This is a genomic window from Trichocoleus sp. ST-U2 (assembly GCF_039961875.1).
Taxonomy (GTDB): Bacteria; Cyanobacteriota; Cyanobacteriia; order Cyanobacteriales; family FACHB-T130; genus FACHB-T130.
Genome location: NZ_JAMPJY010000010.1, coordinates 102,729 through 119,336, shown reverse-complemented (window position 1 = coordinate 119,336; position 16,608 = coordinate 102,729). Strand labels below are relative to the sequence as shown.

Below are 16,608 nucleotides of genomic sequence, written 5' to 3'. Positions count from 1 at the left end.
CAGATGAAAGCCAACGACCAATTTCCAGAAAATTTCATCTGGGGCGCGGCTACCTCCGCTTATCAGATAGAGGGTGCGGTAACAGAAGGCGATCGCAAACCCAGCGTCTGGGATACCTTCAGTGCTACCCCCGGACGGGTTGAGAATGGCGATACGGGTGCTGTTGCGTGCGACCATTACCACCGCTACGAAACAGACGTAGAACTGATGGCAAAACTGGGCATCAAGCATTATCGCTTTAGTATCGCTTGGCCCCGAATTATTCCTGATGGTCGGGGAAACGTGAATGAGAAGGGAATCGATTTCTACAAGCGCCTAGTTGATTGCTTACACAAACACGGGATTACACCCCACGCCACCTTGTTTCATTGGGACAGTCCTCAAGCACTAGAGGATTTGTACGGTTCTTGGCGCAGCCGGGAGATGGCTTCAGATTTTGCTGACTATGTTACTGCCGTTGTCAGTCGGTTAGGCGATCGCATCACCAACTGGATGACCATCAACGAAATCCCCTGCTTCACTGATTTTGCCTACGATGTGGATAAAGACCCACCCTTTGCCCCTGGCACTCGCGTCAAAACTCGCAAAGAAGTGTGGCAGACTTCTCACCATGCCCTCCTCGCTCATGGAATGGGCTGTCAAGCTATCCGTGCCGCCTCGCCCGTTACCTGTTCCGTAGCACTTGTAGACAATATTTCTGTCACCGTTCCCCTCACCGAATCAGCGGCTGATATAACAGCGGCTCAGCAAGCTTTCCATACTTCTTGGCTCAATGGTGGGATTATTTTTCCAGCGCTGACGGGTGCCTATAGTCCAGCAATGTTTGAGAAGTTGGGAGCCGATGCCCCAGATATTCAGTCGGGCGATTTAGAAATCATTCACCAGCCCCTCGACGCACTCGGTATCAATATTTACACTGGCACTTATGTTCGTGCGGCTGACAATAAATACGGTTACGAGTTTCTTGACTTCCCCAAAGGCTACCCGCGAATGAATATGCCTTGGCTGCATATCGTTCCTGAGAGCATCTATTGGGGTATTCGCCATATTAGCGACACGCTTGGGCGACAAGATTTGCCCGTGTTCATTACCGAGAATGGTTGCGCTGCCGATGACGAACTAAACGCTCAAGGCGAGGTAATTGATACAGACCGCATTATGTATTTACGCCAGTATTTGAAGGCGGCTCATCGAGCCATTCGTGAAGGATATCCCCTCAAAGGTTACTTCCTTTGGAGTTTCATGGATAACTTTGAGTGGACTTACGGTTATAGCCGCCGCTTTGGGATTACCTATATCGATTACAAGACGCAACAACGCATTCCCAAAGCCAGCTTCAATTGGTATGCAGAGTGCATTCGCCAGAACCGAGTGGTTTGAAATGAAATCATGAGATAGTGCCTTAATCATACTGGTGCAAGTGGTGGAGTTGCGCGATTGTTGAACTTTTTAAACTGGTTGAAAGCTTTAATAACAGCAATGAGCAAAGTAAAGCCCCAATCTTATTACTAAGTTCTCGTGACAGGCGTCGTATCAATCTATCTTCTCTTAACAAGGTAAGTAAAAATTAGCTTATCTATCAGAAGATTGTGATACATTAATAGGCAATACAAATAATTATAAATTTTATTGTGACTGACACGTTGCAATTGGTTGCTAATCAAAATTCTCTGCGATTTGCTGAGTTTTTCGCAGGTATAGGTTTGGTACGGAAGGGACTTGAAGAAGTAAACTTCGAGTGTGTTTTTGCTAATGATATTGATCCAGCCAAAGGTGAAATTTACACCAAAAACTTCGGTAATGAGCAACTCCAGATTGACGATATAGCTAATCTTCATGCCCACAACGTTCCAGATGTAACGCTAGTAACAGCGTCATTTCCTTGCCAAGATTTGTCATTAGCTGGTAATAGACAGGGACTAGGGGGGAAACATAGTGGCATCTTCTTTGAGTTTATGCGTATACTCAATGAATTTGCTATTGAGAAAAGATTACCACAGGCGGTACTAATTGAGAACGTTACTGGTCTTTTGAACTCACGTAACGGCAAGGATATCCGGGAAATTCTATCATCACTTAATCAGTTAGGTTATTCATGTGATGTTCTAGTTATTAATGCTGCTTACTTCATACCGCAAAGCCGCCCCCGTGTTTTCATTATCGGTTTGAACACATCTGAACCTATAAGAGGAACTCAGGCGATAAAAGACAATAATACTTATTTCCAGCATCCTTGCCGTCCGTTAGCTGTGCAAAAGCTAATTATTAATAATTCAGATTTATTTTGGAACTTTTTGAAACTGTCACCCTTATCTACGAGGAAAACAGTTCTAGCTGATTTAGTAGATACAAATGACCACCAGAAGTGGTTTAACGATAGTGCCTTGGTACGGGAGTTGTCCTACATCAGAGACAATAGCAAACATCGCTTAGAGAAAGCAAAGCGATTAGCGAGAACAACTAGAGAACCTGTATACTTGACTGCTTATCGTCGGATGCGTAAAGGTTTAGTTTGCCTAGAGACGCGAGATGATGGAATTTCTGGTTGCTTGCGAACTGGGTCGGGTGGTAGCAGTAGGCAAATCCTCATCGTTGTGTCACCTGACCAAATTAAGATGCGATATATGACTGCACGGGAGTACGGACGCCTTCAAGGAGTTGAAGATAGCTTTTGGATTCCAGAGAACCAAAGCGTTGGTCGTTATGCTTTTGGGGACGCGGTTGCGGTGCCTGTTGTTGCTTGGATTGGTTCGGATATCAAGCGCCATTTAGTAGTCAACTCGCAGCGTTCGGTCTTGTTGAATGAGGTCGCAGAAATCGCTGTTGTAAACGTCTAAAACGCGACGAATAGACTCATCAGAGGACAAATTTTTGGAAGAAACAATCTCTGCTAGGATAGTAAGGCAGAAATCTCTAAGCCTGATAATAAACACGTCCTGGTACTCATTAAACAAATGAGCTTGAAAGCTCTCAGCCACGATAAAAACTGGGTAATTGCGCTCTCCAGTAACCGTATGCGTGCGGACAACATCTTCATAAATAGATAGATTAAGCTGTTGAGCTTTAACCTCGAATACTGACCGAATTTTCCCGTTATTTTCACTTACATCAATATCACCTCTTTGTCCGCTTTGAGCGTCGCCAGCGAATACTGCTTTTGTACGCACAGTGATGTTAGGAGTTTCCTCGTATAGAATTTTCAGGAGCGCATATACAAGACCCTGTTGAACTCTACCTCTGCTTTTTACAGCCAGCAACTGGGTCAATATCTGTTGTGGTTTACCAGCTATTGGTAATTGGATAATGGGAGATTTGGCGTTAATGTGATCTGCCACCATCTTTGCTGCTAGCTCGAATACTCTATTGATTTCAGCAGCATTGTTAGATAACTCGTTAACAAGGCTAATAAAAGTACTAATATGGGCTTTCTTCTCGGTTAGATCGCCCCGGATAGCAGTCGGCCCCCAGTAAGGTAGTAAAGCACCGAAGTTCTGGCGCACGTATTCCCGTACAGCAAGACTTCGATACCCCTGTGGAAGTTTGGTTGGAATCTGAGATAAGGTTGGAGTTTCTCGTTTATTCCATAGCGCTCTCAGCATCGTTTGGTAATCGCCGAGAGCGCGATTTTGAGAGAGTTCCGATTCAAGGAAGGCTAGTAAGGCTCTAGATGAGGGATCTTCTAAATTCATAATGTAAGCGAAGTGCGCTTTCAATCAGGTTATCAGTGGAGCGAGTCCTTCCACTCTCCTGACTGAACTCAACTTGAGATAAAGTGCGATCGCTCTGAAACATTACGCACCACATTTGTCTTGGTGGAGGGGGAACTCGTGCAGGCGATAGTTGGGCAAGCAACACTCTGCGCGCGATCGCTCTCACTTTGATCTGGCTAGTGAATTTAATAAGGTTGCGATCGCACTGATTCCATCCCGATCGGGAGCATCCCATTTTTTTTTAAATAAGTGACAACTGAATGAATTCGCGTCTATACAAACAAAGGCTGAATGCTGCACAGACTAAAATATGATAAATATTTATCGAAAATTATCCATCTTTTACCTTTCAAAATCTTTATAAATCTTTGTTTTGTCTTTTTAACCCGGATTGCAATCATTGCTAAGAAAAATCTCCTCAATCCATCGGGTTTATTAGTACGAAACCGTACTGAATGCCGATGCCGTTTAGAACTATCCTGAATGAAAATTGGCGATTAGGCTAATCAAGGATTGCACATTGCTGGTTGCTGTTCTTCAACTAAATGGATTAGAAAACTTTCCGGTCTCTGCGCTTTCAGAGCCTAATTAACCTGAACTCAGGTTATCGTTACAGACTTTTTTTTGTACGGTCCTGCAATGAGAGTCCTGCAAGAGGTCTAATTACTTGTATAAGACTTCTAACACTTTTCCAGATGACTACTGAAAATCGACTGCTTAGCGTCCTACCCCGTGAGGTATACGAGAAGCTTGCTCCCAACTTGAAGCGAGTCTCGCTGGAACAGGGCAAGATACTCCACCATCCTGGTGAAACTATCGAGGATCTCTATTTCCCCATCGATTGCCTGATCTCGATTACCATCACCATGACTGACGGCTCCACGGTTGAGGCGGGTCTAGTCGGCAACCGTGAAGTGGTCGGCGTCAATGCCTTCATGGGCGGAAGGGAGACCACGCAGACTGAATACATCGTACAAATGGCGGGCAGTGCGATCAAGGTGGATGCAGGGGTGCTGCTGGAGGAGTTTGATCGCAATAAGGGGCTGCGTGACGTACTGCTGCGCTACACACAAGCCCTGATTGCCCAGATATCGCAAACCACTGGCTGCAACAGCCTCCATGTTCTCGATCAACGCTTAGCACGCTGGCTGCTCGAAGCCCAAGACCGCATTGATTCGGATGACCTTAAGCTTACCCAGGAGTTCCTCGGTCACATGCTGGGCGTGCGCCGCGCTGGTGTCACCCAAGCCGCCCAAAAGCTTCAGGAGAGGGATCTCATTCGGTACAACCGGGGTCGCGTCCAGATCCTGGATCAGGCGGGGCTGGAAGCGACTGCGTGCGAGTGTTTCCAGGTTCTCAGAGAGGAATACGATCGCTTGCTGGGAGCCAAGGACAGAGATGGCTGATCAAAGGGTTCTCACCTTCACTCGTGCGGCAGAAAGTGAAGCACTTTCGTTGCTCCTCATCCAATCGCGTACAGGTTGCGTAGAGATTAAGTCAGGCTGGAAGAGGGTCTCTTCTCCTCAGTCTGCAAGTAACGGTCTAAAGAGGAGCAAAAGGACAACAAATGAACCAGAAAAAAGATAGGCTACCGACAATTCTGATATTTGAACTAGATGACGATACACGCCCGCTCCTGAAATATAACCTTTCCATCTGGGGCTACCACGTGATTGAGGCGCTACAGGAAGAAGACGCGATCGCCCTAGCGCGTGGTGTGCGCGATCGCCCTAGTCTGATTTTGATTAACCAGTTCGATATGCCGATAGACGAGGTTATTAACCTGGGACGGCGTATATGTCAGGGGGCGGAACTGCTCAACACTACGCCAATTGTCGTCATGGCTGAGCGCTACGGTTCAGATATGGAAGGTAAGGACGTTAAGATAAGCGAAAGCGAGTACGTGACCTATCTGGAAGATGGGGAACAGTTGATGAATCTTCTGTACCGTCTTTGCGCGGAATAGACGCAGCCTAATCAGCCTCCGTGAAGATCAGAAAGCGGGGAAATGGGCAACATAATCGAACAACTATGCCCAGTGGTACAATCTGCGGATGACTCAGAATTTTACCGACAACGACCTCACGGTTGATGAGAAAGCACTCAACACTGAGCAAGAAGTAACTGAGCAAGAAGCGGAGGTTTTTGTCTTTCCGGCATCTTTTGCCCAGCAGCGGCTGTGGTTTCTCGACCAGCTATTCCCTGGCAATACCTTTTACAATGTAGCGACTGCACTTCGCCTGACGGGTTCGCTCAACGCTTGGGCGCTGGAGGAGACGTTCAACGAAATCGTGCGTCGCCATGAAGCTTTGCGTACCACTTTTAGGATGCTCGATGGGCAACCTGTTCAAGTCATTGCTCCCAGCTTAACCATACCTTTGCCCCTTATAGATTTGCGGCATCTATCTGCAACCGAACGGGAAGCGGAAACTCGACGACTAGCCACTGAGGAGCGATCGCGTCCTTTTGATTTATCTCAAGACTCGTTACTGCGAGTGATGCTGCTACAGCTAGATTCCTCAGAACACGTACTTTTGCTGAATCTGCATCACATTATCTCCGATGGCTGGTCGATTGGGGTGCTAATTCGGGAACTCGGAACGCTGTATACCGCTTTTGGCAATAACGAGCGATCGCCTTTGCCAGAACTACCGATCCAATATGCAGACTTTGCAGACTGGCAGCGCGAATGGCTACAGGGTGAAGTTTTAGAGACTCAGTTAGCCTACTGGAAGCAGCAACTGAACAATCTTCCCTCACTTAACTTGCCCACTGACAAACCTCGCCCAGCGGCTCCAACCTATCAAGGCGCAACGCAATTTCTAGAGTTACCGAAAAGCCTGAGTGAGGAACTAGAGGCACTTTCGCAGCGCCAAGGCGTTACTCTCTTCATGACCCTTTTGGCGGCATTTCAAACCTTACTTTACCGCTATACACAGCAAGAAGATATTGTTGTCGGCTCACCCATTGCTAACCGCAACCGCCGCGAAATTGAGGGTTTAATTGGCTTTTTTGTCAATAGTTTGGTGCTGCGTACTAATTTATCCGGTAATCCAACATTTCTGGAATTGCTGAGCAGAGTCCGGGAGGTGGCGCTAGGCGCTTATGCCCATCAAGACTTACCCTTTGAGAAGCTAGTAGAAGAACTGCATCCAGAGCGTAACCTGAGCCAGCATCCATTATTTCAGGTTGCATTTAGCCTGCAAAATACACCTATCGAGGCGCTAGAGTTACCTGGGTTAACACTCTCGCATCTAGATTTTGACAACCCCAGCGCTAAGTTTGACCTAGAGTTTCACCTGTGGGAATCGCCGGAAGCTATCAAAGGACAGGTAATTTACAGCACCGATTTATTTGATGATGCTACCATTACCCGGATGTTGGGGCATTTTCAAACGCTGCTGGAAGGTATCGTCGCAAATCCAGAGCAAAGCCTTTGCGAGTTGCCTTTATTAACAGCAGCCGAACGGCAACAGTTCTTAATTGATTGGAATAATACCAGAAGAGATTACCCGCAAAACCAGTGTTTTCATCAGTTGTTTGAGGCACAAGTAGAGCAGACCCCGGATGCGATTGCGCTAAACGCACGCTTCGCGAACGCGCTCATCTTTGAAAATCAGCAATTAACCTACCGCGAACTCAACATCAGAGCCAATCAACTTGCACACCACCTGCAACAATTGGGGGTAGTTCCAGACGTTCTAGTTGGTATCTGTGTAGAGCGTTCTTTAGAGATGATTGTAGGACTGTTAGGCATCCTCAAAGCGGGAGGAGGATACCTGCCTTTAGATCCGACCTATCCACAAGAACGTCTTAGCTTCATGCTAGAGGACGCTCAGGTATCCATCTTGCTAACTCATTCCCATCTATCCTCCCTGTTGAAGACCTGTTGGGGGGATTGCCAAGACAGTTTGTCTGTCGTTTGTTTGGATACGGACTTGGATGCGATCGCTCACCATCCCCAACACAACCCAAGCAGCAACGTAACATCTGAAAATCTAGCTTATGTCATCTACACCTCTGGTTCAACTGGAAAACCAAAAGGCGTTTTAGTGCAGCACAGAGGGCTATCTAACTTAGCAGAAGCTCAGCTCGAAGTTTTCAAGGTACAGCCAAGCGATCGCATCCTGCAATTTGCATCCTTAAGTTTTGATGCCTCAATCTTCGAGATTGTCATGGCATTGCGATCGGGAGCAACTCTCTATTTAGCCAAAAAAGAATCTCTTCTGCCTGGACAACCCTTAATCAAGTTATTGCGCGAGAATGCGATTACTCACGCCACGCTCCCGCCTACTGTACTCGCAGTATTACCAGAAAAACTTCCTGCGCTGCAAACTATCATCTGTGCAGGCGAATCTTGTTCGCAGAATATTGTAAAGCGCTGGGCTGTTGATCGTAAGTTTTTTAATGCTTATGGGCCAACAGAAGCAACTGTTTGGGCGACGATTGCAGAAATTAGCAACGACAGTCACAAACCCTCCATTGGTCGCCCAATTTCTAATACTCAAATTTATATATTAGATGCCCATTTACAGCCGTTACCCATCGGAATTACTGGCGAATTGTACATCAGCGGTGATGGACTGGCGCAGGGATATCTCAATCGCCCCGATTTAACTGCTGAACGGTTTATTCCTAATCCTTTTAACTCTTATAGAGACAAAAACTCTCGTATCTCTACAATTTATAAAACTGGCGATTTAGCTCGTTATCAACCAGACGGCAAAATTGAGTTTTTAGGTCGCCTTGATGACCAGGTGAAAATTCGCGGCTTCCGCATTGAACTGGGAGAGATTGAGGCAGTGCTGACTCAGCATCCAGCAGTCAGAGAAACGGTAGTAATTACTATAGAGAAAGTTTCTGGTGATAAGCGTTTAGTCGCTTATATCGTACCAGCCCAAAACTTTACCCCTACAATCATTGAACTCCGTGATTTTCTAAAGAAGAAGTTGTCAGAGTATATGGTTCCTTCAGCTTTTGTCGTGCTAGAATCTCTGCCTTTAACACCTAATGGTAAATTCGATCGTCATAACTTACCAGAACACGATAATTCGACTAACCCATCCTTAGATAAAGCTTACATTGAGCCTCGTAATCCTACTGAATCAACCCTTGCAAAAATTTGGGCAGAAGTTCTTAACATCAAGCGTGTAAGTATTCACGATAACTTCTTCGATTTAGGGGGGAATTCGCTGCTGAGTATAACCCTCATGGAGCAGATAAAAAAGCAATTTGAACGCGAATTACCGCTATCTACTCTCTTCTTAAATCCAACTATTGAAGGTCTAGCCAGCACGCTATCTCCAGAAACAGATTCTCCATTTTGGTCGCCCTTGGTTGCCATTCAGCCTAAAGGTTCAAATCCACCTTTCTTCTGCGTTCATCCCATTTTTGGAGTTGTCTTTCCTTATTATGAATTCGCATATCATTTAGGAACAGAGCAACCCTTTTACGGGTTACAACCTCTGGGTATAGACGGAGAACAATCCCCATTAACTCGGATTGAGGATATGGCGGCTTATTATATTGATGCCTTACGTGCAGTGCAGCCGAATGGCCCTTATTTTTTAGGAGGTTGGTCTTTTGGCGGTTTGGTTGCTTTTGAAATGGCTCAACAATTGCAGAAATCTGGGCAAAAAGTAGCTCTACTTGCTGTACTGGATACTTCAGCCCCAGTTTCTAACAATAAACCTTCTTTCTGGGACGGTTTATTGTTTCTCCTGACCACAGGAGCGCGATATATATGGCCTTATTTTATGGATTATTTTTATCTGATTGCTGCTACCGACAAGCCCCAAAGCAAGCTAATCTCTAAAGAATCTAAAAAACGAATATTAAAAGAATTAAGAAGTAAATCGATACTTAGGGTTTTTCAAGCGAATAGTCAAGCAGCGCTTAGCTATGTGCCGCAAGTCTATCCTAGCAAAATTACTCTTTTGAAAAATAGCGAACAAAATATCGCTGCGAATCAAGATCCAAGTATGGGTTGGGGCGAGCTAGCTGGAGGAGGAGTGGAAATTTATAACATTCCTGGCAATCACCTAACCATGCTCAAGAAACCCCATGTCCAGGTTCTCACCGAACAGTTAAGAACCTGTATTGAGAATGCACAGGTCGGAAGATAAGAGCGATCGCTGTACTCTGTGATGTAGCGATCGCTCTTACCGTGGCTTACTATTCGTACAAAGCCCATAAGTAGTGGGCACCCAGCACCAGCCCTTGAGCAACATGAGCGCGGTTGCGTGGCTCCTCCCAACTGGGTTCTGCCAAAGTCAACAGTTCTCGTGCGTGTTCTACGTCAAGTTCCTCGTGGACAGTATAGTGTGACTGGCTACCCGGTGCTGCCCAACCTCGCTCGTTAATCGTGCGGGCGATCATCCCACTAACACTCGAATACAGATGCTCCAGCATCCCCAAAGCGGCTCCACCCGCTTCACTTGATTGCGTCAGACAGTAGCCCAGAAGTGAATGATTGAAAGCTAACACTGATGCAGGACAGGGTATTTCTAAATCTTCTGGAGTGGCACCTAAAGCCCGCAAAAATTGGCGGAAGGTGTATTTGTGAGAGGTCAATAAATTGCCGTGACCATGTTCTTCAGCCACGTTTTCCATCACCGAAAGTCGCCGTTCTAATACTGGAGTCCGAGCCAAAACTGCCGCTAATGATTGCGAAAATGACTCAATTGCAAAACAAATTGGTAGCTGTGTGCAAAGAAATTGTGCCCGTGAGGTAGAGGGTGCCTGCATCCACATAAAGTAAGGATGACGGTGGAAATCATAAGCCTTATTTACCATCAGCACTGCTTCTGATAGCGTGGTGCATCTCACGATATCTTCTACATACAATTGGTGAAGTCCTACTTTTCTCTCGGTAGCAATCGAGCAATTGTCTAGGAGCTGCATGACTTATCTCTTCCCGCTAACCTTACCCCTCAGTGGTAGCCTTTCTCTACATCCCTAGTCCACCGTGAATGTGCGTATGTGAATGTGCGTAACTATGAGCTTTACATAAAGAAATGTTTAAGCAAAATTACTGAGAATGCTGCTTGTCCTCTATCTGATAAAGGAGATCGGCTTCTGAAGACAAAGGTTAATGTTGCGGACGGATCGGAATCTCAACAATAAATTCAGTTCCCTGCCCAAGTGTGGAAAAACATTGTAATTGACCGCCGTGTTTTTCCACCACAATCTGGTAACTAATTGCTAACCCTAGCCCTGTCCCTTTACCAATCGGTTTTGTAGTAAAGAAAGGATCGAAAATACGTTTTTTGACTTCCTCTGTCATCCCAGGGCCATTATCAGCAATGGCAATCAGAACCCGACTTTCGTCTACGACACAGGTGCGAATCCGGATTGTCGGTAATTGGTAATCGCTAATTCGCAATTGGTTATGAGAATTTTGTTCTTTTCGTTCCCAGGAAGATAAACAAGATGCCTGGGCTATTTCCTGGTAATCTCCTATTGTTTTTGAACCATTATTCATGGCTTCTTCCAAAGTATCGATCGCATTAGCCAGAAGATTCATAAATACTTGGTTAAGCTGACCTGCATAACACTCTATGAGCGGCAGCGAACCATACTCCTTAATCACTTTAATAGCGGGAATTTCTGTCTTAGCTTTCAGGCGGTTTTGCAGAATTAACAACGTACTATCTAGCCCTGAGTGAACATCGACCTCTTTCATTTCTGCCTCATCAAGGCGCGAAAAATTCCTCAAACTCAGGACAATTTGACGAATTCTGTCAGCCCCCACCTTCATCGACGACAGCATTTTTGGTAAATCTTCAACTAAGAAATCTACTTCTATCGCCTCCGCTTCGTCTTGAATCTCAGACACCGGATTGGGATAATGCTTGGCATATAGCTGCATTAGGTTTAGTAAGTCTTGAGTATATTCATTAACGTGGACAAGGTTGCCATAGATAAAGTTAACTGGGTTGTTAATTTCGTGGGCAACACCCGCTACTAATTGACCCAAGCTTGACATTTTCTCGGTCTGAATTAATTGCGTCTGAGTACGCTTAAGTTCTTGTAGAGTTTGGGATAACCGTACATTTTTTTCATTTAGCTCATGCGTCCTCTCTTGGACTTTTTGTTCCATCGAATTGTAAAGCATAGCATTTTCCAGAGAAATTGCTGCCTGAGCTGAAAGTACTCTTAAAACTTCTATCCTATCGGGAGTAAAAGCTCCGGATGTTAGATTATTTTCTAAATAGAGAATACCGATTAATTTCCCTTGATTAAGGATAGGCATACAGAGAACGGACTTCAATTTATTTAGCTCTATATAAGAGTCATTAATAAACTTTCCCTCACTAGCTGCATCATTTAGAACCACATCTGAGCGAGTTCTCTTTACATAATTAATCACTGTCAGAGGTAACTCTTGACAACCTTTAAGCGGAGTTGACTGCCGAACAACAACCTCTTTTGATTCAACCGATGAACGGGCTTCAATCAGCAGTTTTTCATCTCTTACCAAGAGTAGTAAACCTTTTTGTGCGCCAGCATTCTCGATAGATATTTTCATTAAAGAAGCCAGTAACTTATCCAACACGATACAAGCAGCGATCGCTTGACTAGCTTTCATCACAGTGGTGAAGTCCAACGTATTAGAACTACTACCCGTAGAGGAATGTCCAGTAGTCGTGGGAGTATCTTTGACGCGAGGCAGAATAGATGTTTTAGTCAGAAAGTGCGGATATTTTTCCTCTAAATCTTCTACTTTGCGCTTAGCTCCCCAACGTTGATAGCCGTAATAAGCTTCTGTAATATGGACTTTAGCATACTTCTCTTTTCCTTTCGCTAACCAAAACTTAGCAGCGAGTTCATTCGCTAAAGCTTCATTCTGAATAAACTCATTTTCTTTTGCGGACTCAATGGCGCGTTCATACAAGTCTATTGCCTCTAAATCATTGCCAGTGATGCGACTAATTTCAGCTTCTACTAACAGGTACTTGTGTAGAAAATTTTCTGGACAGTTGTCTGCCCAAATCTTCATCTGCTTTTGATTTGCTGCTAACGTCTCGCAAGATTGTTTTTGTACAGATTCTGAAGCATTCGGATAAAGAGCAACTAGAATCAGTGAGTCATAAAAGTTATGTGTAGATACTGAGATATGACCGAAGATAGAAGTAAGTAGCTTTGAAGCTAACAAGCTACTGTTCAAAGCTAAATCCGGTTTTTCGTATAAGTAAAGAATTTGGGTTTTTAAAATATGAAATTCACAAATTGCCGCCGAACTTTGATGTTGTTCGCAACTTGTCAAGAAGTTGGATTCGCTAATCCCATCATTTTCAAAAGATAAGGTTCCAGCAGTCATGCCTATCAAGTTCGACACCGCTAGGTTATAACCTAAAATTATATCAATTGCCCATTGATTTTTACTCTTTTGGCAAAATAGCAAAGACTGAGGTATCTGTTTTAAACTTTGCTCTAAACTTTTACATTGATGGAAGGAAGCAATGACTTTGTGAAGACGAGTATAACCTGCCCATTGCAAATCTCCAAAGTCTAGCCCCGTTTTATATGCCTCATCATTAATTGTATGACTAAACTTAATTGGCTTCACCCAATTACTCAAATAATTGGCAAGAACCACAAGTTCTGCACATTTTTGAGCTACATTATTAAACTTATTACTTAGTTTAGTTGCTAGCACCCCAAACTCATAACCAGAGTGAGAATTCCCTAAAATTGTGCTAAGTATCATTCCATAACAAGAGTAGCTATACGCTGCTCCTGATGCATAACCATAGGTGAGAGAAAGATTAACTGTTTTAACCGTAACTAGCTGCCAAAGGTCAAAATTAACAAAATATGCCAGAGGTCCCATATTTGCCAATAATTTGACTGCTGCTTTTACTTCGGGAACTTTTATTCTTTCTAAATTAATTAAAGACGCAATCTCTTGGTTTTCTAATTTCTTATTAACTTCGTCTAGTTCTAGCTCAACTGCTGTTGCTAATTCCCCTTCAGGTAAGTCAATTCCTAGCAGACTAAGAGCATTACGCCCTGCTTGAATTGCCTCTTGATATTTAGCAAGCATGGTATGCTGCACAATCAGCATATTATAAACTTCAGCTTTGTCGAGGACTGATTTTGCTTGAGATAGGGTTAGCTCCAGCAAGGCTTCAGACTGAGCAAAATTACCGTTTAAATACTCAATTTCGGCTCGTTTTTTATGCAATGAAAAAGCTAAATCGTAGCGTTTTACCCAAATATCGCTTGGTAAAACATTCATACAAGCAGTCAAATAGTGAAGTGCTGAGCTGTATGCGGTTGCATCTTTCGCTTTTCGAGCTGCTTCCAAATTCAATATTATTAATTCAATTTTTGCCTCTTCATCGACAATTAAGTCAGAACCGATATTTAGATGATCGACTAATTTAAAAATTATTTCTATCTGGTCTTCCAAAGGCGTACTTGCTAAAAGGAGATTGCCAATTTTGAGATGAACTGCTTTTTGAAGCGAGTTATCAATCAGTGCATAAGCTGCATGTTGCACGCGGTCGTGTGAAAATTTATAATTAAAAACTAATAGTTGAGAACTAACCCCTTCCTCTTCGATCGTTTCCAACACAGAAGTAGGCTTAATTAATTCTTCTTTCAGAGCTGGCAAAAGGTCTTTAAAAGTTTCATAAATTGATTTCTCATAAATGATAGACAGGGTATTTAAATCGAAACTATTGCCGACACAAGCTGCTAACCGTAAAGCCTGCTGTGTTGAATTCGGCAATTTTTTTAATTTTCCTATCATTAATTCGACAACATTATCAGTAATACCCAACGCTTCAATTTGAGCGATGTCCCATTGCCATAGGGCTTTACTTGCCTCTTCTTCCCCCTGAGTAAGAAAGGTCTGAGGGGGGGTGAAGGTAAGCAGGTTTTCCTGATATAGGGTTTTTAGAAATTCATTGACAAAGAAGGGATTTCCTTCTGTTTTACGCAGGATGAGGGAAGCTAAGGATCTTACTGATTCCCTATCCGTATGCAAGGTGTCAGCAATCAAGTGGGTAATATGCTCAAGTTCTAAAGGTGCTAGATTAATCTGGTTGATGATAGCTCCATCATCGCGTAAACTATCCAGCGTCATCATCAAGGGATGAGTGGAGCTGACTTCATTATCCCGATATGCTCCAATGAGAAATAGATAGTGCGTTTGATCATCCGTCATCATCAACTCCATCAATTTGAGCGTGGCAGAGTCAGCCCACTGCAAATCATCCAGAAAGATGACTAATGGATGTTCTTGTTGGCAAAATACCCGAATAAAGTTTTGAAAGACTAAATTAAAGCGGTTTTGGGATTCAGTTGGCCCTAATTCTTGAACTCTAGGCTGAGAACCGACAATGAGTTCTACCTCAGGAATAACATCAATAATAATTTGCCCGTTAGAGCCAAGGGCTTCTAGGAGTTTTTCTTTCCACTGGTTGAGCTGTGCTTCGCTTTCCGTTAAAAGTTGCTGGATTAAGGCAGAAAAGGCGCTGACGACAGCAGAATAGGGAATACTCCGCTGAAACTGGTCAAATTTCCCTGAAATGAAATAAGCTCGCTGTTGAGTGATTGGTTTATAAATTTCTTGCACTAAACATGACTTGCCGATGCCAGAATAACCCGACACCAACATCATCTCAATATCCCCTGGCATTGGCTTACCAAACGAGAATTGGCTCACTCGTTCAAATGCTGTTAGTAAAGTATTAATTTCTTGCTCTCTGCCATAGAGCTTCTCAGGAATTTGAAATTTATTAGAGATATCATGACGACCGGGAGAGAACTCTGGAATTTGGTTATTTATTTCTAATTGAGTTAGACAATATTCTAAATCCGCTTGAATTCCATAAGCACTTTGATATCTATCTTCAGCAGTTTTAGCCAGCAATTTCATAACAATGTCCGAAACTGCTTTGGGAATGTTTTGATTAAGCTTATGAGGCGGAATTGGCGTAAGCGCAATATGATTATGTACTAACTCTATTGCATCAGTACCATTAAAAGGTAGTCTGCCAGTGAGAAGCTCGTAGAAGGTAACGCCAAGGGAGTAAAAGTCAGTACGATAATCCAGCGAACGATTCATTCTGCCAGTTTGCTCTGGCGACATATAGGCAAGAGTGCCTTCTAAAACATTGGGATTTTTTAGGGTAGGGTTTTCCCGCGACAAAACGCTGGAAATCCCAAAATCAATAAATTTGACTTGCCTACTTTTTGGATCAAAAACAATATTAGATGGATTAATATCTTTGTGAATAATGTTTAAATTATGCAGTTTAGCTAAAGTTTCAACAATTTTTATAGTAATTTTCATAGCGTCTAAAACTGTAAAATTTTGTTTGTCCATCAATATCTTTAGAGATTGACCCCCAAAATCCTCCAAGAGCATTACTAGAGTATTTTGATATGATTTTAAATCATACGCTTTAGCAACACCATCTATATTCAACGAACGGGTAATTTCATATTCTTGCTTATACCTAGAAATTTCTTCTGGTAATGGATAGTCTTCTTTGATAACTTTAAGAATAAGAGGCAAATTATCCTGAAGTCGGCATCCTCGATACACAAGCGACTTGCTACTTTCATAAATTAGCTCAAAAATCTGATATCCCGGAATTGTTCTCATAATTATTCCATTTACGGATTTGTAGGCGATCCAGTCCAGTTAGAGACGCTTTTTGTAAGTGAACACTAGATCAGCCTATTGTGCTGAAGTAAAATTAAAACTTTATTCGATTAATTGAAAGCGTATTTATACGGAAATATAGTTTGCTCCTCAGTGAATATCAGTGTATACACAGTTTGGGAAAGTCATCTTTCTGACACTCTAAAAAATGTAACCTAAAATACTAATTGCTTTCTTGACTTGTCCAAATAAATGTAGCCAAATGTTAGAGATAGT

8 protein-coding genes are annotated in these 16,608 nt (G+C 43.4%); 5 read left to right on the top strand and 3 right to left on the bottom strand.

Annotated elements, in window-relative coordinates:
• Positions 1-3 precede the first annotated feature (3 nt).
• Positions 4-1,380: a GH1 family beta-glucosidase gene (locus NC996_RS09490; RefSeq protein WP_190689801.1), complete on the top strand. Its 1,377-nt coding sequence runs from the start codon at positions 4-6 to the stop codon at positions 1,378-1,380.
• A gap of 251 nt (positions 1,381-1,631) precedes the next feature.
• On the top strand, positions 1,632-2,837 hold the full coding sequence (dcm, locus tag NC996_RS09485; RefSeq protein WP_190428342.1) for a DNA (cytosine-5-)-methyltransferase: 1,206 nt from the start codon (positions 1,632-1,634) through the stop codon (positions 2,835-2,837).
• Here dcm and NC996_RS09480 read toward each other — a convergent pair.
• Positions 2,769-3,689, bottom strand: coding sequence for a hypothetical protein (locus tag NC996_RS09480; protein ID WP_190428341.1), 921 nt, complete (start codon positions 3,687-3,689; stop codon positions 2,769-2,771). The genes dcm and NC996_RS09480 overlap by 69 nt on opposite strands.
• Before the next feature lie 716 nt (positions 3,690-4,405).
• Here NC996_RS09480 and NC996_RS09475 point away from each other — a divergent pair.
• The 3 genes from NC996_RS09475 (at position 4,406) to NC996_RS09465 (ending at position 9,835) form a co-directional block, all read left to right on the top strand.
• Complete coding sequence (locus NC996_RS09475) at positions 4,406-5,116, top strand: helix-turn-helix domain-containing protein (RefSeq protein ID WP_190529713.1); 711 nt, start codon at positions 4,406-4,408, stop codon at positions 5,114-5,116.
• 161 nt (positions 5,117-5,277) lie between these two features.
• Positions 5,278-5,676 carry a hypothetical protein gene (locus tag NC996_RS09470; RefSeq protein WP_190689799.1) on the top strand — a complete coding sequence of 133 codons (399 nt, stop codon included), beginning with the start codon at positions 5,278-5,280 and terminating at the stop codon, positions 5,674-5,676.
• Positions 5,677-5,764: 88 nt separating this feature from the next.
• Entirely contained in the window at positions 5,765-9,835 is a 4,071-nt protein-coding gene (locus NC996_RS09465) for a non-ribosomal peptide synthetase (protein ID WP_190689797.1), read from the top strand.
• A 49-nt stretch (positions 9,836-9,884) separates the two neighbouring features.
• Here the strand turns inward: NC996_RS09465 and NC996_RS09460 are convergent, their stop codons facing one another.
• Together NC996_RS09460 and NC996_RS09455 are read right to left on the bottom strand one after the other, a co-directional pair.
• Positions 9,885-10,613 (bottom strand): iron-containing redox enzyme family protein, encoded by a 729-nt coding sequence (locus NC996_RS09460; protein WP_190430842.1) that lies wholly within the window; start codon positions 10,611-10,613, stop codon positions 9,885-9,887.
• Positions 10,614-10,800: 187 nt separating this feature from the next.
• On the bottom strand, positions 10,801-16,332 hold the full coding sequence (locus NC996_RS09455) for an ATP-binding sensor histidine kinase (RefSeq protein ID WP_190430841.1): 5,532 nt from the start codon (positions 16,330-16,332) through the stop codon (positions 10,801-10,803).
• Positions 16,333-16,608 lie beyond the last annotated feature (276 nt).

Coding starts and splice junctions, on each gene's coding strand:
- NC996_RS09490 (WP_190689801.1), top strand. CDS start 4: ATGAAAGCCAACGACCAATTTCCAGAAAATTTCATCTGGGGCGCGGCT.
- NC996_RS09480 (WP_190428341.1), bottom strand. CDS start 3,689: ATGAATTTAGAAGATCCCTCATCTAGAGCCTTACTAGCCTTCCTTGAA.
- NC996_RS09475 (WP_190529713.1), top strand. CDS start 4,406: ATGACTACTGAAAATCGACTGCTTAGCGTCCTACCCCGTGAGGTATAC.
- NC996_RS09470 (WP_190689799.1), top strand. CDS start 5,278: ATGAACCAGAAAAAAGATAGGCTACCGACAATTCTGATATTTGAACTA.
- NC996_RS09465 (WP_190689797.1), top strand. CDS start 5,765: ATGACTCAGAATTTTACCGACAACGACCTCACGGTTGATGAGAAAGCA.
- NC996_RS09460 (WP_190430842.1), bottom strand. CDS start 10,613: ATGCAGCTCCTAGACAATTGCTCGATTGCTACCGAGAGAAAAGTAGGA.
- NC996_RS09455 (WP_190430841.1), bottom strand. CDS start 16,332: ATGAGAACAATTCCGGGATATCAGATTTTTGAGCTAATTTATGAAAGT.